This is a genomic window from Actinorhabdospora filicis, from assembly GCF_030269765.1.
GTDB classification, from domain to species: Bacteria; Actinomycetota; Actinomycetes; order Mycobacteriales; family Micromonosporaceae; genus Actinorhabdospora; species Actinorhabdospora filicis.
The window spans coordinates 1,522,292-1,543,363 of record NZ_BSTX01000001.1 but is presented as its reverse complement, the minus strand read 5'-3'; the positions used below and the strand labels follow the sequence as shown (position 1 = coordinate 1,543,363).

17 protein-coding genes are annotated in these 21,072 nt (G+C 71.7%); 11 read left to right on the top strand and 6 right to left on the bottom strand.

Translation table 11 applies throughout. The annotated features are described in order from the left end of the window. Positions 1-28: 28 nt before the first annotated feature. Both QSK10_RS07060 and QSK10_RS07055 read left to right on the top strand, forming a co-directional pair. Complete coding sequence (locus QSK10_RS07060) at positions 29-967, top strand: ATP-binding cassette domain-containing protein (protein WP_285661791.1); 939 nt, start codon at positions 29-31, stop codon at positions 965-967. Next, the gene (locus QSK10_RS07055) at positions 964-1,704 is read left to right on the top strand and encodes an ABC transporter permease (protein WP_285661790.1); all 741 of its coding nucleotides are present in this window, start codon (positions 964-966) and stop codon (positions 1,702-1,704) included. Before QSK10_RS07060 ends, QSK10_RS07055 begins: the two co-directional genes overlap by 4 nt. On the opposite strand, the gene QSK10_RS07050 is transcribed toward QSK10_RS07055, so the two are convergent. Further along, positions 1,688-4,822, bottom strand: coding sequence for an ATP-binding protein (locus QSK10_RS07050; protein ID WP_285661789.1), 3,135 nt, complete (start codon positions 4,820-4,822; stop codon positions 1,688-1,690). The two genes, QSK10_RS07055 and QSK10_RS07050, sit on opposite strands and share 17 nt — an antisense overlap. A gap of 187 nt (positions 4,823-5,009) precedes the next feature. Here QSK10_RS07050 and QSK10_RS07045 point away from each other — a divergent pair, with 187 nt between their 5' ends. After that, a complete protein-coding gene (locus tag QSK10_RS07045) occupies positions 5,010-5,942 on the top strand; it encodes a helix-turn-helix transcriptional regulator (protein ID WP_285661788.1) in 933 nt (310 codons plus the stop codon). Here the strand turns inward: QSK10_RS07045 and QSK10_RS07040 are convergent. Continuing rightward, the gene (locus tag QSK10_RS07040) at positions 5,939-6,205 is read right to left on the bottom strand and encodes a hypothetical protein (RefSeq protein WP_285661787.1); all 267 of its coding nucleotides are present in this window, start codon (positions 6,203-6,205) and stop codon (positions 5,939-5,941) included. The two genes, QSK10_RS07045 and QSK10_RS07040, sit on opposite strands and share 4 nt — an antisense overlap. 258 nt (positions 6,206-6,463) lie before the next feature. On the opposite strand from QSK10_RS07040, the gene QSK10_RS07035 reads away from it, so the two are divergent. Next, on the top strand, positions 6,464-9,139 hold the full coding sequence (locus tag QSK10_RS07035; protein WP_285662934.1) for an AAA family ATPase: 2,676 nt from the start codon (positions 6,464-6,466) through the stop codon (positions 9,137-9,139). Positions 9,140-9,588: 449 nt separating this feature from the next. On the opposite strand, the gene rnhA is transcribed toward QSK10_RS07035, so the two are convergent. Beyond that, positions 9,589-10,050 carry a ribonuclease HI gene (gene rnhA, locus QSK10_RS07030; protein ID WP_285661786.1) on the bottom strand — a complete coding sequence of 154 codons (462 nt, stop codon included), beginning with the start codon at positions 10,048-10,050 and terminating at the stop codon, positions 9,589-9,591. A gap of 104 nt (positions 10,051-10,154) precedes the next feature. Next, positions 10,155-11,774 carry a M4 family metallopeptidase gene (locus QSK10_RS07025; protein WP_285661785.1) on the bottom strand — a complete coding sequence of 540 codons (1,620 nt, stop codon included), beginning with the start codon at positions 11,772-11,774 and terminating at the stop codon, positions 10,155-10,157. Positions 11,775-12,134: 360 nt separating this feature from the next. Here QSK10_RS07025 and QSK10_RS07020 point away from each other — a divergent pair, with 360 nt between their 5' ends. The 4 genes from QSK10_RS07020 to QSK10_RS07005 are packed head-to-tail and all read left to right on the top strand — an operon-like array spanning position 12,135 to position 13,448. Continuing rightward, a complete protein-coding gene (locus QSK10_RS07020; RefSeq protein ID WP_285661784.1) occupies positions 12,135-12,497 on the top strand; it encodes a DUF2089 domain-containing protein in 363 nt (120 codons plus the stop codon). Next, positions 12,494-12,739: a hypothetical protein gene (locus QSK10_RS07015; protein ID WP_285661783.1), complete on the top strand. Its 246-nt coding sequence runs from the start codon at positions 12,494-12,496 to the stop codon at positions 12,737-12,739. Before QSK10_RS07020 ends, QSK10_RS07015 begins: the two co-directional genes overlap by 4 nt. Further along, a complete protein-coding gene (locus tag QSK10_RS07010) occupies positions 12,736-13,182 on the top strand; it encodes an SHOCT-like domain-containing protein (protein WP_285661782.1) in 447 nt (148 codons plus the stop codon). Before QSK10_RS07015 ends, QSK10_RS07010 begins: the two co-directional genes overlap by 4 nt. After that, the gene (locus QSK10_RS07005) at positions 13,179-13,448 is read left to right on the top strand and encodes a hypothetical protein (protein WP_285661781.1); all 270 of its coding nucleotides are present in this window, start codon (positions 13,179-13,181) and stop codon (positions 13,446-13,448) included. Before QSK10_RS07010 ends, QSK10_RS07005 begins: the two co-directional genes overlap by 4 nt. 39 nt (positions 13,449-13,487) lie before the next feature. Here the strand turns inward: QSK10_RS07005 and QSK10_RS07000 are convergent, their stop codons facing one another. Then, complete coding sequence (locus QSK10_RS07000) at positions 13,488-15,740, bottom strand: transglycosylase domain-containing protein (protein ID WP_285661780.1); 2,253 nt, start codon at positions 15,738-15,740, stop codon at positions 13,488-13,490. A 325-nt stretch (positions 15,741-16,065) separates the two neighbouring features. On the opposite strand from QSK10_RS07000, the gene QSK10_RS06995 reads away from it, so the two are divergent. The 3 genes from QSK10_RS06995 to metG all read left to right on the top strand — a co-directional run bounded on the left by QSK10_RS06995 (position 16,066) and on the right by metG (position 19,496). Beyond that, on the top strand, positions 16,066-16,872 hold the full coding sequence (locus tag QSK10_RS06995) for a hypothetical protein (RefSeq protein ID WP_285661779.1): 807 nt from the start codon (positions 16,066-16,068) through the stop codon (positions 16,870-16,872). 13 nt (positions 16,873-16,885) lie between these two features. Further along, positions 16,886-17,401, top strand: coding sequence for a hypothetical protein (locus QSK10_RS06990; protein ID WP_285661778.1), 516 nt, complete (start codon positions 16,886-16,888; stop codon positions 17,399-17,401). A 289-nt stretch (positions 17,402-17,690) separates the two neighbouring features. Continuing rightward, entirely contained in the window at positions 17,691-19,496 is a 1,806-nt protein-coding gene (metG, locus tag QSK10_RS06985) for a methionine--tRNA ligase (RefSeq protein ID WP_285661777.1), read from the top strand. Positions 19,497-19,651: 155 nt separating this feature from the next. Here the strand turns inward: metG and QSK10_RS06980 are convergent, their stop codons facing one another. After that, the gene (locus QSK10_RS06980) at positions 19,652-21,016 is read right to left on the bottom strand and encodes a serine hydrolase domain-containing protein (RefSeq protein ID WP_285661776.1); all 1,365 of its coding nucleotides are present in this window, start codon (positions 21,014-21,016) and stop codon (positions 19,652-19,654) included. Between the last annotated feature and the right edge of the window lie 56 nt (positions 21,017-21,072).

Here is a 21,072-nt window from a genome sequence, read left to right as displayed (position 1 = left end):
GACAGGCGTCGCCGTGACAGTGGTCCACATGACGAACACAGCGATCGCGGTCTCCGGACTGCGGAAGTCCTACAAGGACAAGGTCGTGCTCGACGGCATCGACCTCGACGTGCGGGCCGGGACGATCTTCTCCCTGCTCGGCCCCAACGGCGCGGGCAAGACCACCACGGTCAACGTGCTCACCACCCTCATCGCCGCCGACGCCGGGACGGCCCGCGTCGCCGGCCACGACCTGGCCACCCAGGCGAAGGCGGTGCGCACGGCCATCGGCGTCACCGGCCAGTTCGCCGCCGTCGACGAGCTGCTCACCGGACGCGAGAACCTCCAGCTCATGGTCGACCTGACGCCCCGGGTCCGCAACGGGAAGGCCGTCATCGCCGACCTCCTGGAGCGCTTCGAGCTCACCGAGGCCGCCGACAAGGCCGCCTCCACCTACTCCGGCGGCATGCGCCGCAAGCTCGACCTGGCGATGACGCTCGTGGGCAACCCGCGCATCATCTTCCTCGACGAGCCCACCACGGGCCTCGACCCGCGCAGCCGCCGCACCATGTGGGCCATCATCCGCGACCTCGTCGCCGACGGCGTGACCATCTTCCTCACCACCCAGTACCTCGACGAGGCCGACCAGCTCGCCGACCAGGTCGCCGTCCTCGACAAGGGCAAGATCGTCGCCCAGGGCACCCCCGACGAGCTCAAGCGCCAGATCCCGGGCACCCACATCCGCCTGCGCTTCACCTCCGCGGCCGAACTGGACGCCGCCGCGCAGATCCTGCCCGGCTCCACCCGCGACGACGATGCCCTCGCCCTGCGCGTCCCCGGCGACGGCGGGACGAAGTCCCTGCGCGCCCTGCTCGACACCCTCGACCGGTACTCCATCAGCGCCGAGGAGTTCTCCGTCCACACCCCCGACCTTGACGACGTCTTCCTCGCCCTGACGGGCCACGCCACGGAGGTTTCCGCGAAATGAGCTCCTCGATCGTGATGCTGCGACGCAACTTCAAGCACGTCGCCCGCAACCCGGTATCGGTCTTCAACTCGATCTTCATGCCGATCGTGATGCTGTTCATGTTCGTCTACATGTTCGGCGACGCGTTCAGCGTCGGCGAGGACTACGTCGACTACGCCACACCCGGCATGATGCTGATGGCCGTCTGCTACGGCCTGGGCGCCACCGCCACCGCCGTCAACTCCGACATGACCAAGGGCATCATCAACCGCTTCAAGGTCATGGACGTCTCCCGCGGCGCCGTCCTCACCGGCCACGTCATCTCCACGGTGCTGACCAACATCCTCGCCATCGCCGCCCTCACCGGCGTGGCCTTCGCGATGGGCTTCCGGCCCGAGGCGAGCCTCGGGAACTGGCTCGGGCTGGCCGGCATCGTCCTGCTGCTCAGCTTCGCCGCCAGCTGGCTGATCGTCGCCCTCGGCCTGGCCGCGAAGTCGCCGGAGACGGCGGGCCTGGCCGCCGTCCCCATGATCATGCTGCCGTTCTTCAGCAGCGCCATCGTCCCCGCCGACAAGATGGGCCCCGGCCTCAAGCAGTTCGCCGAGTACCAGCCCTTCACCTCGATCATCGAGACCATGCGCGGCCTGCTGAACGGGACGCCCTCCACCGGCTACACGATCACCGCGATCGCCTGGTGCGTCGGCCTCGCCCTCGTCGGCTACCTGTGGGCGACCGCCACGTTCAAGAAGCGAGCGTGACCTCGGCCAGCTCCGCCCACGGCGTCCCCGCGCCCTCCCGAACCGCCTCGGTGAACTTCGCGTCACCGAGGCGGTTTCGCGCGTCCTGCTCGGCGCGCGCGTAGTCGGGGTGCGCGTGGTTGACCAGCCCGCTGAGGGTCTCACCGGCCCCCAGCAGCCGCGCGGCCAGCTCCGGACGATCCCCGCGCAGCGCCAGGTCGGCCAGGCCGACCATGGTCCGCGCGATCAGCGGCGCGTGCCCGCCCGCGGTCACCGCCGCCACTTCCAGGACCCGCTGCTCACGCGAGGACCCGGTGTCCTCGGCGAGATAGCCGAGCATGTGATGGACCGAGATGGCGATCTGCGCGCCGTCGGAGCCCATCACCGCCGTCGCCTTCACGATCTGCTCCCGGGCGGCCTCGGCGTCGCCGTTCCAGCGCGCCACGTCCGCCTTCGCCAGGGCCAGCACCGCCAGGGTCCCCGGCCACGCGACCCGCTCGGCGAACCGGTCGGCCTCGGCCAGCGCGGCCGCGCACGCCTCCCGGTCGCCCTTCAGCCAGTACAGGCTCGACTGCTGGGCCCGCAACCGGATCACGTCGTCGTGGGCGCCGATCTCCTTGACCGCGGCGATGGCCTCCTCGTAGTACTCGCAGGCCTCGGCGAGCTCGCCGCGCGCCGCGATCCGCTCGGCCAGTTCGGAGAGCGCGAAGGAGATCCCGAAGCGCTCGCCGATGGCCTGGAACTCCACCAGCGCCGTCTCCAGGTACGCGTCGGCCTCCAGGCCGGGGTCGCCGAGGACGGTGCGCATCTTGCCGACCTGGAGCCGCGCCAGGGCCCGCACCCACGGGTCCGGGTTGTTCAGGACCGGTTCGAAGGCCCGCGAGGCCGAGGACGGGTCGCGCAGCATCTGCTCCAGCGGGGCGATCAGGGCGATGCCGGGGTGGTCGCCGTCGCCGCGCTTGCCGTGCTCGTAGGCCTTGTGGATCCAGGTCGCGGCGTGGTTCTCGTCGCCGGGTCCGGTGGTGGCGAACATGACCAGGAGGGCGTAGACGGTGGCGATGATGTCGTCGGGGACCTCGCCGGGCAGGTCGACGGTGGCCCGGAGCAGTTCCATGCCCTCGGCCTTGTACCCGGCCAGCCACCAGAACCAGCCGGCGTTGGCGCCCAGCCACATCGCGGCGCGGGCGTCGCCGGAGGCGATGGCGCCGCGCATGGCGGCGCCGATGTTGTCGCGTTCGGCGTGCAGGACGTTCAGCCATTCGATCTGCTCGGCGCGGCGCAGGTTGGGTTCGGCGGTCTCGGCGAGCTGGGTGAAGAACGTCAGGTGCGCGCGGCGGGTCGCGTCGGTCTCGCCGGCCTCGGTCAGGCGCTGGTCGGCGTATTCCTTGATGGTGCCGAGCATGCGGTAGCGGGGGGCGTCGTCGTCGCCGGTGGTGACCAGCAGGGACTTCTCGGTGAGCGCGGTGATCAGGTCGAGGACCTCCCACTGCTCGACGGGTTCGCCCGCGCACACCCATTCGGCGGCCTCCAGGCTGGCGCCGCCGGAGAAGACCGACAGGCGCCGCAGGACGGCGCGTTCGGCCTCGGTGAGCAGTTCCCAGCTCCAGTCGACCATCGCGCGCAGGGTGCGGTGGCGGGGCAGGGCGGTGCGGCTGCCGCCGGTGAGGAGCCGGAACCGGTCGTCGAGGCGGTTGGCGAGCTGCTCGATGGACATGGTGCGCAGCCGGGCGGCGGCCAGTTCGATGGCCAGCGGCATGCCGTCCAGGACGCGGCAGACGCGGGCCATGGTCCGCAGGGTCGCCGCGTCGGCGGTGACGTCCTTGCGGACGGCGGCGGCCCGGTCGCGCAGGAGCCGGACGGAGGGGGAGGCCTCGATGGCGCCGAGGTCGGCCTCGGCGTCGGGGAGGGCCAGCGGCGCCACCGGCCACAGCGCCTCGCCGGTGATGCCGAGGGGTTCGCGGCTGGTGGCCAGGACGCGCAGGCGGCGGCATTCGCCGAGGAGGCGGTGGGCGAGCGCGGCGGCCGATTCGATGACGTGCTCGCAGTTGTCGAGGACGAGGAGCATGTCGCGTTCGCGGATGGCGGCGATGAGCCGCTCGACGGGTTCGGCGCCGGCGGATTCGCCGAGGAGGGAGTCGCGCAGCCCGAGCCCGGCGAGGGTGGCCTGGGCGACGTCGCCGTCGGCGCCGATGGCGGCGAGTTCGACCAGCCACGCCCCGTCGGGGACGTCGCCGAGCATGGTGCGGGCGGTCTCGGTGGCCAGGCGGGTCTTGCCGGAGCCGCCGGGGCCGATGAGGGTGGTGAGGCGGTGCCCGGCGATGAGCCCGGCGACGGCGGTGACGTCGGCGTCCTTGCCGACGTAGCTGGTGAGTTCCTCGCGGAGGTTGGTCTTGCGTTCCTCGTCGCGGCGGCCGAGTTCGCCGCGCAGGAGGGCCACGTGCAGCGCGGAGAGTTCGGGGGAGGGGTCGACGCCGAGGGTGTCGGCGAGGGTGTCGCTGGCGCGCTGGTAGACCATGAGGGCCTCGGAGTCGCGGCCGCTGGCGACGAGGGCGCGCATGAGGGAGGCCACGAGGCGTTCGCGCACGGGGTGCGCGGCGACGAGGTCGGTGAGCTCGGTGACGAGTTTGGCGCCGTTGCCGAGGTCGAGTTCGGCGTCGAAGCGTTCCTCCATCGCGGTGAGCCGCAGGCCCTCCAGGCGGGTGGCGGCGGCGTCGAAGGCGGCGCTCTCGGGGAGGCCGACGTCCTGCATCGCGCCGCCGCGCCACAGCCCGAGGGCTTCGCGCAGGTTCCGGACGCGCTGGGGGCCGTCGTCGTCGCGGGCGCGGGCGACGAGGCGCTCGAAGCGGACCGCGTCGACCGATTCGGGGTCGACGGTCAGCCGGTAGCCGTCGGTCTGGCCGTCCACGGTGCCCTCGGGGAGGGCCTTCCGTAGCCGGGAGACCAGCCGCTGGAGCGCGTTGGCGGCGTCGGAGGGCGGCTGTTCACCCCAGATCCAGTCGATGAGGGTCCCCTTGGGGACGGCGTGCCCGGCCTCCAGCGCGAGGGCGATCAGCAGCCCGCGCAGCCGGGCGCCCGGCACGTCGGCGATGTCACCTTCGGTGGTGCGAACCTCGAAGGGCCCGAGAATCCCGATCTGCACGGGCCGATTTTGCCATGGATCACCGGCATCCGGCGACGGCGGAGTGCCGCCAAAAGACGCCGACGTGACGCCAGTCGGGACAAGTCGTCATCTATCGGCGGCCCGTCCGCCGTTCGGGTCACTGTCGCTCCGCCGTTCGTCCCACTAACCTTCACCCGTAGTCGTCCCATCCACACGGAGCGCCCCCATGCTCGAACCTCTCGGCATCACGCCCGCCGCCGAGTCGGTCTACCTCGCGCTCCTGCGCGCGCCCTGCGCGGGCGTCGCCGACCTCGTGCGGGCCGTGCGCGCCGAGGAGAACACCGTCCGCGAGGCGCTCACCGAGCTCACCGCGATGGGCCTGCTGCGCGCGTCATGGCGCGAACCGGGCGTCCTGCGGCCGGTGGACCCCGAGATCGGCCTCGGCGCGCTGGTCGCGCGCGAGCAGGCCGAGGTGGCGCGCAGGCAGTCGCTGGTCGAGGAGGGCCGGGCCGCCGTCGCGCGCGTCCTGGCCGGTCAGGTCGAGTTCCGCGACGAGGGCGAGGTCGAGTGCGTCGACGGGCTCGACGCCGTCCGCGCCCGCCACAAGGAACTGGCCGCCGAGTCCCGCGAGGAGATCCTCGCCTTCGACCCCGCGCCCGGCGACCACCCGGGCGGCGTGCGCGTCCGGCAGGTGCACCTGGACGGCGTCCGCGCCAACGCCGCCGCCTGGGCGCTGGTGCGCGGCCTCGCCGAGAACGGCGTGGAGGTGCGCACCGCGATGTCGCTGCCGGTGCGGATGAGCGTCTTCGACGGCCGCCGCGCCGTGGTCCCGCAGGCCGGCGGCGCGCTCGTGCTGTCCGGGCAGGGCGTGGTCACCGCGCTGGTGACCCTCTTCGAGCACGTGTGGCGCGAGGCCACCCCCGTCGACGTCACCCGCACCACCGCGTCCGGCGCGCCGACCCTCCAGCAGCGCGAACTCCTGCGCCTGTGGGCCCGGGGCGCCACCGACGAGAAGGCCGCCCGGCAGCTCGGCGTGTCGCCGCGCACCGTCCGGCGCCTCTCCGGCGACCTCATGACCCGCCTGGGCGCCGCCAGCCGCTTCCAGGCCGGGGCCAAGGCCCTCGAACGCGGCTGGCTCGCCGCCGCCGACCTCGCCTAACCGACCCGCACCTCGCGCAGCGAGTACGCGCCGCCACCCGAGGCGCCGGTCACCGACTCGAACGCCAGCCTGGTCGCCGTGCCCACCGCGTGCCGCAGCGGACCCAGCACGCACAACCGGAACGTGGTGGTGCGGTCCTCGGCCTCCACCTCCACGTGCTCCAGCAGATCACCGGGACCGGCGACCAGATGCCGCCGGAGACTGGACGGGCACGGCTGCCATTCGGGGGTGTCGACGACGACGCTGATCAACCGCATGGGCACGGTCGGGCTCCTTCCCGTGGGCGAGGGGGCTCCTCCTTCCTACCGACCCCGCGCACGAAACACCAGGTCGGCGGCCTGTCCTACCCCGGCCACCCCACCCGCCTGGCCGCAACCGACCAGCCCGCCCACCAGCACGAACTGGACACCACACTTAACAGCCAACTTTCCAAAGCGAGCCCGCACAAAAACCGTCTTCAATCCGTGACGGCTCGCCACTAGGCTGGCCCGAAGGTGACGGCGGGAGGTGTCGCTGTGCGCATGGTGGGGCGCGGGCAGACGATGAGGCGGGCGGCCGCCGGGTTGCGCGCGCAACGCGGCGTCCTCCTCTACGGACCACCCGGCATCGGCAAATCGACCCTCGCCGACGCCCTCGCCGGATCCGCCCGCGACGGCGGCGTCCGCGTCCTGCGCGCCTCACCCGCCGAAGTCGAGGCCGAACTGCCCTACCTCGTCCTCATCGACCTCTTCGCCGACATCCTCGCCACCTCCTGCGGACGCGGCCTGCCCGGCCACCTCCGCGACGCCCTCGACGTCGCCCTCCTCCGCACCGGCGGCGCCGAGACCGGACCCGACGAACTCGCCGTCCGCATCGCCGTCCTGGAACTCCTGCGCCGACTCGCCGCCGACGCGCCCGCCCTCATCGTCCTCGACGACGCCCAATGGGCCGACCAGGCCAGCGCCGACGTCATCGCCTTCGCCGTCCGCCGCCTCGGCGACCTCCCCGTCGCGTTCCTCATCACCGAACGCGTCACCGACGGCGAACCCACCACCCGCCGCCTCTGCCCCGACACCGCCACCGCCATCCCCGTCCCGCCCCTGGCCCGCCCCGACATCGCCGACCTCCTCACCGGCACCGGCACCCGCGCCACCCGCCGCATCTGGGAGGCCTCCGGCGGCAACCCCATGTACGCCCTCGAACTCGCCCGCGCCCTCGGCGCCACCGCCCCCGCCGACCACGAACCCCTCCCCGTCCCCGACCGGCTCCGCGCCCTCCTCGCCAAACGCGTCACCGGACTCGACGACACCACCCGCACCGCCCTCCTCTACGCCGCCCTCGTCGCCCGCCCCAACCTCGCCCTCCTCATCCGCGCCGGCGTCCTCCCGCCCGACGGACTCCGCGCCGCCGAACACGCCCAGGTCGTCACCACCAACGACGCCGGAGACGTCCGCTTCCCCCACCCCCTCCTGCGCGAACTCGTCGCCACCGACGCCGGAAACGCCGCCCGCCGCGAAACCCACGCCGCCCTCGCCGCCCTCGTCGAAGAACCCGTCGAACGCGCCCGCCACCGCGCCCTCGGCAACCCCGCCGCCGACGAGGACACCGCCGCGCTCGCCGAAACCGCCGCCGCCGACGCCGCCAAACGAGGCGCGCCCGGCACCGCCCTCTCCCTTGCCCGCCTCGCCGCCCAGCGCACACCACCCCAGAACTCCCAGGCGCTCGCCGCCCGCCACCTCACCGCCGCCGGCTACGCCCACGACGCCGGGCACGTCGACGAGGCCCGCGACCTCGCCACCGCCGCCCTCACCGGCGCGGCCGGCACCCGCGTCCGCGCCCGCCTGCGCCTCATCGACCTCGCCGGAGCCGACCTCACCGGCATCCCCGAACACCTCGACGCCGCCCGCGCCGACGCCACCGGCGACACCGAACTCGAAGCCCGCGTCGACCTCTACGCCGCCGTCCTCGCCTACTTCGAACGCCGCCACCCCGACGCCGTCGAACTCGCCGACCGCGCCGTCGGCCTCGCGCGCCTCGCCGGTGACCGCGAACTGATCGTGGAGGTCCTCGTCACCCGCGCCAACCTCGCCAACGCCGAGGCCGACGGGATCTACGAACAGGCCTACCTCCTGGCCCAGGGAATGCCGCTGACCACACCCGTCGCCGACGCCCGGCAGATGTGGGCGATGACGGCGCTGTTCCGCGGCGACCTGGCCACCGCCGTCGACGAGATCACCCGGCTGGAGTCCGACGTCCGCTCGCGCGGGCTCATCGCCGACCTGATGAGCGTCCTCATCTCCACCACCTCCGTGAACGTGCGTGCCGGGCACGGCGAGGCCGCCCTGCGCGCCGGACGCGAATGCGAACGCCTCTTCCTGGACGCCGCCCCGTCCCCCGGCCCCGGCCTCGTGTCGGCCGCCAACGCCGAATGGTGCGCCGGCACACCCCGCACCGCCGTCGAACGCGCCGCCCGCGCCATCGCCGGATGCGAGGAACACGGCGACAACGAATGGCTGGAGGGCGCCCTCGTCCTGCACGGCCAGGCACTCCTCCTCGCCGGCGACCCCGTCGCCGCCGTGCTGTCCTTCCAGCGCGCCGTCGACCTGGAGAAGGCCTCCGGCCTGCGCGACCCCGCGATCATCCCCTGGCACGCCGACCACATCGAGGCCCTCGTCGCCGTCGGCGACCTCGGCCAGGCCGCCACCCGCCTCGAAGACCTCGACGGCCGCATAATCGAGTTCGGCCGCGACGTCATCCGCCTCCCCGCCGCCCGCGCCCGCGCCCTCCTCACCGCCGCCCGCGGCGACCACACCCGCGCCCTCGACGCCCTCCGCACCGCCATCGACACCCTCACCGGCTACCCCCTCGAAGCCGCCCGCGCCGAACTCACCTTCGGCCGCCTCGCCCGCCGCGCCCGCCGCCGCGCCCTCGCCCGCCAGGCCTTCACCACCGCCGCCGAAACCTTCGCCGCCATCGGCGCCGAAGCCCACCTCACCGTCGCCCGCGATGAGCTGGACCGCCTCGACCACCCCGGCGGCGACCGCCTCTCGGAAGCCGACCGCAGGCTCGTGGAGATGGTCCGAGCCGGAGCGACGAACCGCGAAGTCGGCGCCGCGCTGTTCCTGTCGGTGAAGGCGGTGGAGGCGAGGCTCTCCCGGCTGTACCGCCGCTTCGGGGTACGGAACCGGGCGGAGCTGCTGGGGCGGCTGGAGCCTTGAGGGGGTGCCGCGGCCTCCTCGTAGGGGCGGCGGAGGTGGATCACCGGCCGGGGTGTGCGGGGTAGGAGCGTGCCGGGACGGACGCGATGGCCGTGCGGCCTGGGGCCGTCGCATCGGCGCGACGCCCATGCCGCGATCGCGCAGACCCTCACGCGAAGAGCGCGAGGGGCTTGCGAGAGCGGTACGGCCGCGCATGCGCCTGGTGGGCCGCGACCTGTCGAACCCATGGGCCGCATCAGCTGAGTGATCCGGCCACCCCCTCCACCCCGACCACCCCGATCACTCAGCGATCGTGCGGCTCGTGCGCACCTTGCTCATCGCCACGAGTCACCCGAGGCCGGTTCACCCGCCCGGCAAGCCGAGACGGCCCACCCCAAGCCGCTCCCGCGTCATCCCCCAGGTCACCCGAGCCGCACTCACCCGCCCGCCCGACCCGACGAGCCCCCTCCCTACCCCACCCCCACCCCCGCCGCAACAGCCTCCGCCAGCCCCTTCGCCGCGAGGCGGTCGGCGCGTTCGTTCTCCACGTGCCCGTTGTGGCCCTTCACCCACAGCCACTCGACCTCGTGCCGCGCCACGGCTTCGGAGAGCGCGCGCCACAGGTCGGCGTTCTTCACCGGCTTCTTGTCCGAGGTCACCCAGCCGTTGGCGCGCCATTTGACCACCCATTTGGTGATGCCGTCGCGGACGTAGGTCGAGTCGGTGTGGATGCGCACGGCGCAGGGGCGGGTCAGGTGGTTGAGCGCTTCGGTGGGCGCGGTCAGTTCCATCCGGTTGTTCGTGGTCTCCTCGGCGGTGCCGCCGCACAGTTCCTTCTCCCGCGAGCCGTAGCGCAGGAGGGCGCCCCAGCCGCCGGGGCCGGGGTTGGGGCTGCACGCGCCGTCGGTGTAGATGTCCACGGTTGCGGTCATTGGCCGAGGGTAACGGGGACGCCGGAGGGGCCCGGCCGTAGCCGGGCCCCTCCTCCTCTCGCCGGTCGCCTGGTCTCCCGTGAACGGGAGACGCGGGGAGAGGATCACCCCCGTGGGGTCGTGCCCATCTCGGTGGCGGCCACGGCCTTGTCGACGCTCGCGCAGTCGGCGGACGTGATGCCCGCCGTGCCCGAGGACGCCAGGGCCCGGCACGCCGCCGGGAGGACGGTGTTCAGCTCGGAGTACGTCGCCGACGAGGTGAGCGTGTGCTGGACGCGCCACCAGATCTGCGCGGCCTTCGCCAGCCCGAGACCGGTGACGGTCTGGCCGTTGAAGGTGCCGCCGTCGGCGATGAGGAACGCCGCCTTGTTGCCCACCCCGGAGTTGATGTGCACGTAGGCGGAGTTGTTCGAGCCGGTGTACCAGTAGGAGCTGCCGATCCGGTCGGGGTTCTGGTACCGGGTCGGGTCGGACAGGCTGCGGATGACCCCGATCGAGGACGGCAGGTCCTCCCCGAGGTCCCAGCGCACCGAGGCGGCGTCGTTGCCGGTGCCGTTGGTGAGGTCGGAGTACTCGCCGAAGATGTCGGACAGGGACTCGTTGATCGCGCCGCTCTGGCTGGAGTACTCCAGCCCGGAGATGAACTCGGTGACGCCGTGGGTCAGCTCGTGGGCGATCACGTCATCGGCGGAGGCGAAGCCGGCGCCGAAGGTCATGCCCTTGCCGTTCCAGAACGCGTTCTCCATCGGGCAGCCGTAACCGGGGACGCAGGCGCGCACGATCGCGCGCAGCCGCTTGGTCCGGTCGCCGCTGGCGGTGGAGCCGATGCCGGCGGTCAGGTCGTAGCCGAAGTTGTCCTGGTAGAACTTCGAGGTCGCGCCGAACAGGTCGTAGGCCTTGTCGACGTCGGCCTGCCCGGTGGCGGCCTGGCCCTCCTTGCGGGTGGCGTTCTTCGAGGAGCACACCGTCGTGGTGCTGACCGAGCCGCCCTTGACGTCGCAGACCACGCGGTTGATGTCGTGCTTGTCGGAGATCCGCAGGACCTCCTCGCCGGTGGTGGCGTCGTAGAGCATCTCGCCGCCGAAGCCGATCAGCCCGTTCGGCTCGACCTTGACCGACCACACCAGCCGCAGGTCGCCGGTGGACGGCGCGCCCGACCAGATCGCGGAGTCGAACCACGCCAGGCTCGGCTTCTGGGCGGCCAGTTCCTTGACGGGGACGTCGGCCTCCTTCGCGAACTCCTTGAGCGCCTTGCCCTTGAGGGGGTTGTCGCTGCTGCGCACGACCGCGTCCTGGCCGTGGTTCTCGCTCACCGTGCCGTGCAGGGACGTGAGCGAGCCCGAGCCGTCCAGGACCGCGACCATCTGGGCGCCGAGCACCGGGATGTAGTCGACGGTCTGCTGGAACCGCACGACCGCGCCACCGGGGATGGTGGTGCCGCCGGTGACGGAGTAGGTCGCCGCGTCCACGCCGAACCGGGAGGCGTAGGCCGCGAGGTGGTCGCGCGCCTGGTCGACGGCGGTGCCGGGGCCGCCGTGACGCAGGACGCCGCCCGCCGGGGCGATCAGGGCGGTGAGGTGCCCGGCCGCGTCCTGGACGGACTGCGCGGACTGGGCCGGAGCCGTCGGCTCCTCCGCCGTGGCCTGCACGGCGGGCAGGGCGGCCATTAACAGGCCGGAGAGGGAGACGGCCACCGCCGCCTTGGTGAGGGGTCTGCGAGTCATGTGCCGCGACCTTTCGTGTGTCGCCTGAGGGGGATTGCGTTCTACGTGGGATCACTCGGCCGAACGGATGCGGCCGGTGTCCTTTTGTGCCACGCCGGAGCCGGGACGTCACGGGTCGCGGAGGTGATCAAGGGTGGCGCAAGGGGAAACCTACGCGCGGGTAACCGGCGTTGGGGTGCGGTGACGGGAAGGCATGGGGAGGTTTGTGTCCCGTTCACCCGGGGCGTCCCGAGGTCTTCGTTCCGTCCGTCGGTATCAACTTCTTCAAGTGCCACCTTAAGAAAATCAATTACGGACTCTTGTCGCCTCAAGAAACTCAATCTATAACTGAGGAATGAGCATCGAGCGAGGGAGCCGCGCATGGACTGGCAGGAACTGACCGACCTCACCCGCGGACGGCCGTTCGTCGTCGAGCGCGTCCGCCTCACCGACGCCGACGTCGCCATCGAGGGCTCCTTCGAGCCGCCGCAGCTGGCCCGGCTCAGCGCCGAGGACCAGGTCTTCGTCGCCGCGTTCGTCCTCGCGCACGGCTCCATCAAGGAGATGGAGCGGCTGTTCGGGGTCAGCTACCCGACGGTCAAGGCGCGGCTGAACCGCATCGCCGAGCGGCTCGACTTCGTCGACACCGACCCGGCGCCCACCGGCGCCGACGTGATCGAGAGCCTGCGCCGGGGCGAGATCGACGTCCAGGGGGCCCTGGACGAGCTGCGGAGGTCGCGATGATGCCGCAGCTGGTGACCGTGGGATACCGCCGCACGAGGGTGTGGATCCCGGTCCTGCCGGTGGTGCTGGTCCTGTCGCCGCTGCTGCTGTTCGCCGTCATCGGCGGACTGGTCGCGTGCCGTGTCGCGGGGATCAGCCCGCTGGGGACGCTGCGCGGCGTCGGGCGGTTCCTGTGCGCGCTGCCCGGCACCCGGATCGAGATCGCCGACGGCGAGCACGCCCTCCTTTTGAGCGTTCGATGAGTGAGAGGAACGAGCACGTGACCGAGCAGCGCCGCCAGATCCTGGAGATGCTGGCCGAGAACAAGATCACCGCCGACGAGGCCGAGCAGCTCATCGCCGCCGTGGAGGGGGAGCGGCAGGCGTCCCCGCGCGAGGCCGCGCCCCAGGCGGGACCCCGCCGCAAGTACCTGCGCGTGCTGGCCTCCGACGACTCCGCGGGCGCCGGGACGGGCCACGTGAACATCCGGGTGCCGTTGCAGCTGCTGCGCGCCGGGGTCCGGCTGACCAGCTTCATCCCGCCGCAGGCCATCGCCAAGATCAACGCCGAGCTCGGTAAGTCGGGCGTCCCGATCGACCTGAGCGAGCTCAAGCCCGCCCAGATCGAGGAGCTCATCGACCACCTCGACGAGCTCGTGGTCGACGTCGTCGACGAGACCAGCTCGGTGCGGGTGTTCTGCGAATGACGGCTTTAGCGGCCACACCCTGGACGGGGCTGATCCCGGTCGGCGACACCGCGCCGGCCGCCACCGACACCGGCGGGCCGGGCGTCCCGGTGGTCCACCTCAACGGCCAGTTCGCCACCCGGGGCTACTGGAAGAACGTGATCGCCGAGCTCGGCCCGGGTTTTCGGCACCTGGCGATCAGCGCGAAGGTCGCCGGCACCCACGGGACGATCCTGCGCAAGGACGCCCCGGCGATCGCCGCGGCCGTCCGCGAGGTCGCCGCCTAGCCGAAGGCGCCACCCGGGGGTGGCGCCTTCGGCGTGTGCTCAGTCCCGGCGTCCCGGTCCCGTCGAACTGCCCTGCGTGGGCGTCCCGCTCGGGTTCACCGGGGGATTGGACGGCGGGGTGGACCCGCCGGTGTCGGGCTTCTCCGGCCCGCCGTTCCACGGCGAGTTCGTCTTGGCGCCCACCAGCTTCGTGGGCGGCGTGAAGGAGCCCTTCGGGTTCTCCCGCCAGCCGGTGCCCAGCACCTTCGCCGACACGTCGGTGGGCATGTGCGAGAGGCTGCCCACGGCGTGGTTGGGGTTGTCGGGGTCGCTGATGAAGGACGCGGCGGCCAGGTTCGGGGTGAACCCGGCGAACCAGCCGGCCTGGTTGTTCTCGGTGGTACCGGTCTTGCCGGCGACGGGACCGCCGACGCTGCCGGACACCCCGGGCGCCGTCGACCAGCCACCGCAGGAGCCGGTGGCCGCGCCGTAGCCGGTGGTGCAGCGCGCGGCGTCGGTGGCGGCGCGGGCGACCTCGGCGGAGAACACCTGCCGCGTGGCGGGCTTGTTGAACTCGACGTCCTGCCCGGTCTCGTCCTTGATCGACACCACCGGGGTGGGCGTGGCGTAGACGCCGTCACCGGCGATCGTTGCGTAGGCGGCGGCCATCTCCAGGGGCGTCACGTCGGCCACTCCGAGGGTGAACGAACCCCACGCGACGGCGTTGGCGGCCTGGTCCTTGTCCGGCTTGGTCTTCCAGGTCAGGCCCATCTTCTCGGCCATCGCCACGGCCTTGTCGGCGCCGACGCGCTCCTCCAGCTGGATGAAGTACGTGTTGACCGACTTCCCGAAACCCGACCACATGGTCTGGTTGCCGGTCATCGACGGGCTGTCGTTGCTGGGGCAGTAGAACTCGCCGCACTTGCTGGTCCCGGCGCCGCCGTAGTACTTCGACTTGTACTTGTTCGGCGAGTAGATCATCGTGTCCAGCGGCATGCCCGCGTCGAGGGCGGCCAGCATGGTGAACATCTTGAACGTCGACCCGGCCTGGTAGCCGCTGACCGAGCCGCCGCCCGACAGCAGCGGGTTGGTCGTGGCGGGGTAGGTGCCCTTGCCGCTGCCACCGGTGTTGGGGCCGTTCTTGGAGATGTCGGTGGAGAAGAGCCGGTTGACGGCCATGGTCCGCACGTACCCGGTCTTGGGTTCGACCAGGACGGTACCCAGCGCGTAGGGCGAGTCGGTGCCGATCTGCTGGGCGATGGCCTGGTCGGCGGTCTTCTGCAGGTCGGCGTCCAGCGAGGACACGATCTTGAAACCACCGCGGCGCAGCAGGTTCAGCCGCTCGTCGGGGGTGGCCCCGAAGTCCGGCTGCTGCTTCCACCAGCTGGTGAAGTAATCGGAGAAGAAACCCCACTTGGGGTTCTCCACGCCACCGGCGCCGGTGGGGATGTCCTGCGGGTCGGTCTCGATGCCGGCGGCCTTGGCCTCGGTGGCCGTGGCGGCGTCGATCGCGCCGGTCTTGACCATCTGGTCCAGGACGTAGTTGCGGCGCGTGGTCGCCGCGGCCTTGTCACCGGCGATCGGGTCGTAGGCCGAGGGCGCCTGCACCAGCGCGGCCAGCATCGCCGCCTCGTCCAGGTCCAGCTCCGGCGCGGTCTTCCCGAAGTACACCCACGCGGCCGCGCCGATGCCGTAGGCACCGTGCCCGAAGTAGGTGATGTTCAGGTAGTTGGTGAGGATCTGGTCCTTGTCCAGTTCCTTCTCGATGCCCAGCGCCAGCCGCGCCTCACGGAGCTTGCGCGCCGGGGTCTGGTCGGTGGCCGACGAGGCCTGCTCGGGGGAGTCGGCGCCGTACAGGAGCGCGTTGCGCACGTACTGCATGGTCAGCGTCGAGGCGCCCTGCGTGACCCCGCCGTTGGCGAGGTTGGCCACCAGCGACCGCAGCACGCCCTTGGGGTCGACGCCATTGTGCTCGTAGAACCGCTGGTCCTCGGCGGCGACGATGGCGTCCTTCATGACCTTCGGGATCTTCCCCGCGGCGGTGTCGACCCGGTACTGGTCGAAGTACTTGGCGATCACCGTCTGCCCATCGGACGCGTACAGCGTCGAGGGACGCGGCGGCGGCGGCAGCTTCAGATCGGCCGGGGTGGTGGTGAACGCGTCGGCGCCGGCCTTGGAGGCCAGCCCGGTGCCGCCCACCAGCGGGAGCATGGCGAGGGCCACCACCAGGCCCCCGATGAGCCCGGTGGCGAGGAGGGTGAGTACGGCTTTACCAGGGGATGTTCTCTCCCGGCTGCTCACATAAAGGCCCAAGGGGCGCACCTCCGCGTAGATCGACTCCTGGACGGTACGTGGGATAGACGCCTGTCGACACATAACGCGTGCACACCGGTGCGCATCGTCACAAAGAGCGTCGTCACAGAAAGCGGCGCCAAAAGCGGCGGCGCCACGAAAACCGGCCTCACCAAGGACACGTGCCCAGATGGGTGCCCGGTTGCGGAAGACCGGCTGTGCGTTCCCCGAGAATCCCTACGCCCACCGGCGCACCCGCCCCTACCGCCACCGGCGTACCGCCCGCACCGCAAGTGCCGCCCCTCGCCGGACGACCCACCCGCCCCCGCGGCCATACCGTTTCTGCATGTCGAGCCCCACCCAGAAGCCCATCCCGCTGTTCCCCATCCCCGAACCCGTCACCGGCATCTGGCGCGACGCGCGCGCGATCGAACGCGCCGCCTACCTCGTCGCAGCCGTCCTCTTCGCGTCCGGCCTGTTCCACTTCGCGGTCTTCCTCACCGGCGACACCGCCTGGGCCGGACCCGTCTCCTGGCGCAAACCCACCACCTTCGGACTGTCCTTCGGCCTCACCCTCGCCACCCTCACCTGGGTATCGGCGCAGCTCACCACCGGGACCAGGCTCCGCACGATCCTCACCGGCGTGTTCATCGCCACCAGCGTCGCCGAGACCGGCGGCATCACCCTCCAGGCGTGGCGGGGCGTCCCGTCCCACTTCAACTACGACGACGGCTTCTCCTCCGCCGTCACCGCCGTCCTCGCCTTCGGGGGCGTCGTCATCGTCGCCGCCGTCCTCGCCCTCACCATCGCCGCCTACCGCAGGCCCGCCACCGACGCCGCCATGCGCCTGGCCACCCGCGCCGGGCTCACCATCCTCATGGGCGCCATGGCCTCCGGCGCGGCCATGATCGCCACCGGCGTCATCCTCAGCAACGCCGGAAACGAACAGGCCGCCTACGACACCGCCGGATGGCTCAAACCCACCCACGCCGTCACCATGCACGCCGTCGGCGTCCTCCCCGCCCTGGCGTGGCTCCTGGCCGCCGCCAAAGTCGGCGAACGGCGCCGCCTGACGATCACCAGACTCGCCGTGTGGGCCTACGTCGCCGCCGCCGCCGGCACCGCCGCCGTCAACCTCGTCATCGGACGCTAACCACGCCGCCCCGATGACACCCGCCGCCAGCACCAGCGGAATCCCGTACCCGGCCAGCACCGCCCAGAACCGGCCCCGCCCCTCCAGCCGCCACGCGCCCGTCGCCAGCGGAATCAGCGCCGCGCACACCAGCATCAACGCGAACCCGATCACCCACCGCAGGAACAACCCCGAGGTGTCCCCGGTGTACACCGTCCGCGCGTCGGCCGACACCGCCACCGCCGGCAGCACGTCCCCGACCACCTCGGTCGACTCCTCACCGGTGATCGTGGCGTACTCCAGCGTCAGCCCGCCGTCCTCCGACACGAAACTCCCACCGCACCGGTACGTCGCCCCATCGCCCTTGCAATGGGTCACCGTCACCGCCCCGTCGGTCCCGTGCCCCAGCGACAGCCAGAACGGCTCGGCGCTCACCCACGCGAAGAACGCCACCAGCAGCGACAACACCACCAGCATCGCCAGCCCCACCACCGGATTCCGCGGCGGCTTCACCTTCCTCGCCGCCGCCTTCACCGGCATCGGCGCCTGAGCGCCACCACCGTCCAGGATCTCGTTCACCCGCGCCACCGCCGACATCACGACGGTCGGCTTGTCGGCGTCGGCGGTGACATGGCGCTCGCCGTCCTGGTGCGGCAGATTGACCGCCTCCAGGCCCGCGGCCAGCACCTTCGGCTCCTCACCCTCGACGGTAGCCGGACGTTCCCCCGCGTTCTCGGACATGCCACCCATTCCACCCCAGGCGAGGCCGGTACGGGGGGATTTCGCGGGCCCTCGGCGTGCCGTTGGCCGAGGTAGAGACGCCGGTAGGCTACGTGCTCATGAGTCATGTCCTGACCGCGGTCGCCTGGCCGTACGCCAATGGTCCGCGCCACATCGGCCACGTCTCCGGGTTCGGGGTGCCCGCCGACGTCTTCAGCCGGTACATGCGCATGGCCGGCCACGACGTCCTGATGGTCTCGGGCACCGACGAGCACGGGACGCCGATCCTGGTGCAGGCCGACAACGAGGGCCTCACGCCCATCGAGGCCGCCGACAAGTACAACCGGATCATCGTGGAGGACCTGGTCGCCCTCGGCCTGTCCTACGACCTGTTCACCCGCACCACCACCGGCAACCACTACGCCGTCGTCCAGGAGATCTTCACCGCCCTCCACGACAACGGGTACATCCTCGCCAAGACCACCCTCGGCGCGATCTCCCCGTCCACCGGCCGCACCCTCCCCGACCGCTACATCGAGGGCACCTGCCCCATCTGCGGCTACGACGGCGCCCGCGGCGACCAGTGCGACAACTGCGGCAACCAGCTCGACCCCACCGACCTGATCGGCCCGCGCTCGCGCATCAACGGCGAGACCCCGAAGTTCGTGGAGGAGGAGCACTTCTTCCTCGACCTGCCCGCCTTCGCCGAGACCCTCGGCACCTGGCTGGACACCCGCGACGGCTGGCGCCCCAACGTCGTGCGCTTCACCCGCAACCTCCTGGACGACCTCAAGCCCCGCGCGATCTCCCGCGACCTCGACTGGGGCGTCCCGGTGCCCCTCGACGGCTGGCGCGACCGCGGCGACAAGCGCCTCTACGTGTGGTTCGACGCCGTCATCGGCTACCTGTCGGCCAGCATCGAATGGGCCCGCCGCAGCGGCGACCCCGAAGCCTGGCGCCAGTGGTGGCAGGACCCGCAGGCCCTGTCCTACTACTTCATGGGCAAGGACAACATCGTCTTCCACTCCGAGATCTGGCCGGCGATGCTGCTGGGCAACAACGGCGGCGGCGCCAAGGGCGGCAAGCCCGGTGCCCTGGGCACGATGGAACTGCCCACCGAGGTCGTCTCCAGCGAGTTCCTGACCATGGAGGGCCGCAAGTTCTCCTCCTCGCGCCGCGTGGTCATCTACGTCCGCGACTTCCTGGCCCGCTACGACGCCGACGCCCTGCGCTACTTCATCGCCGTGGCCGGGCCCGAGACCCAGGACACCGACTTCACCTGGGCCGAGTTCGTCCGCCGCAACAACGACGAGCTCGTGGCCGGCTGGGGCAACCTCGTCAACCGCGCGGTGGCCATGGCCGCCAAGAACTTCGGCGAGATCCCCGCCGCCGCCGACCTCCAGCCCGAGGACACCGCCCTCCTGGAGACCACCCGCGCGGCCTTCACCACCGTCGGCGACCTCATCGCCCGCAACCGCCAGAAGGCCGCCATCGGCGAGGCCATGCGCGCGGTGGCCGCCGCCAACAAGTACGTCTCGGAATCGGAGCCGTGGAAGCTCAAGGGCGAGGAGAACAAGGCCCGCCAGGGCACCATCCTCCACGTCACCCTCCAGGCCGTCGACGACTGCAAGACCCTCCTGGCGCCGTTCCTGCCGCACTCCTCGCAGAAGATCCACGAGATGCTCGGCGGCGAGGGCGTCTTCGCGCCCCTCCCGCGCATCGAAGAGGTCGACGACCTCGACGGCACCGGCCCCATCGGCACCCGCGGCTACCCGATCATCACCGGCGACTACACCGGCGTGCCCGCCTGGGAATCGCGGCCGATCCACGTCGGGACGCCGCTGGCCAAGCCCGTCCCGATCTTCACCAAGCTCGACCCGAGCGTGGTGGAGGAGGAACTGGCGCGGCTGGAGGCGGGGGAGTAGAGGTTTTACGGCCGTAAAGCCGTGACACCCCACCGCACACGGTGAGACATGCGCGAAGGCCGACCGGGCAACCGGTCGGCCTTTCGCGTGTGCGGGTCGGTTCGTCCACCCGCGCCTCTATCTCTGTTTCACACCCGTGTGCCGCTACCTTCCCTTCACACTCGTGCGAAGAGCCTCCCCGCCAGGTCCAGGCCCGTGATCGCGCCCGAGGCGTCCCGGTGGAACACGCCGCGCTGACCCTTCAGCCCGCCGTCGACCACGATGAACTCGTCGCTCTCGGCATCCAGCATCCCCATCGGGGCCGCGTCGATGTCCGGGGGCATCTCGTCGGTCGAGGTGGCCCGCACCTCCGCCTTGATCGCCGCCGCGATCGTCATCCCCGACTCCTGCGAGGTCACCGTCACCGTCATCGCGTCGATGTCGTAGCGGCCCGCGAAGACCGCCGTGCGCGCCGCGTCGTGCGCCACCGGCTCCGGATCGGCGTCCACCACACCCAGGTAGTGCTCCAGCGTCCACTTCGCCACCGCCTGGTTCAGCTGGTAGCCCGCCGCCGCGTCATTGGACGCCACCACCACCGCGAAACCCCGCTCCGGCACCAGCAGCAGCTCACCGAACTGGCCCGTGCCCGAACCGCCGTGCCCGACGGTGCGAACACTCCCACCATCGGAGCCGCCCACATCGCGCAGGAACCACGACAGCCCGATCGCGTCGGCGAGGGAGCTCGACTTCATCTCCACCCGCGCGACCTTCATCGCCTCCAGCACCTCACGCGACACCGGGCCCTCGACGTCGCCGAGCTGGAACCGCGCCCACCGCAGCAGATCCGCCATCGAGATCGCCAGCCCGCCACCCGGGTTGCCGCCGCGCCACGGCTTCCACATCCGCACCGCCCGCCGCGAACCGTCCTCCTCCGCGTCGTGCCCGACGGCGAACTCCCGCAGCATCGCCTCGGTGGCGAAGTACGTCGTTTCGGCCAGCCCCAGCGGCGCCAGCAGCATCCGCGCCACGACCTTCTCGTAGGGCTCGCCGGTGATCTTCTCGATCACCCGGCCCGCCAGGTTGTAGGCGGCCTGGCTGTAGGACGCGCGCTCGCCGGGTTTGCCGATCAGCTCGATGGTGGCCATGCGCTCCACGACCATGGCCAGCGCGCCGTCGCCCTCGTCGGTCTCGATGACGTCGCCCCAGCCGAAACCGGCGGTGTGGTCCAGCAGCTGCCCGACGGTGATGGCGGCGGCGTGCTCCTCGTCGGGCAGGACCAGTTCGGGGATGTGGGCGCGCACCGGGGCGTCCAGGTCGACCTTCCCCTCGGCGGCCAGTTGCGCCAGGACCGTGGCGGTGAAGGTCTTGGTCACCGATCCGATGGTGAAGAGGGTGTGCTCGGTGACCGGCCTGGGGTGGGCGAGGCTGGTGACGCCGTGGGAGGCGAAGACCTCCCGGCCTTCGAAGAAGACCCCGACGGAGGCGCCGGGAACCCCGTACTCGGTGGCGGTGCGGGTGATGAACTCCTGGAGCTGCGACATTTCCCTGTCCCGTCTCTCGTGTTGCTGACGAGGAACAAGGTCGCCGGTGCTGCTGA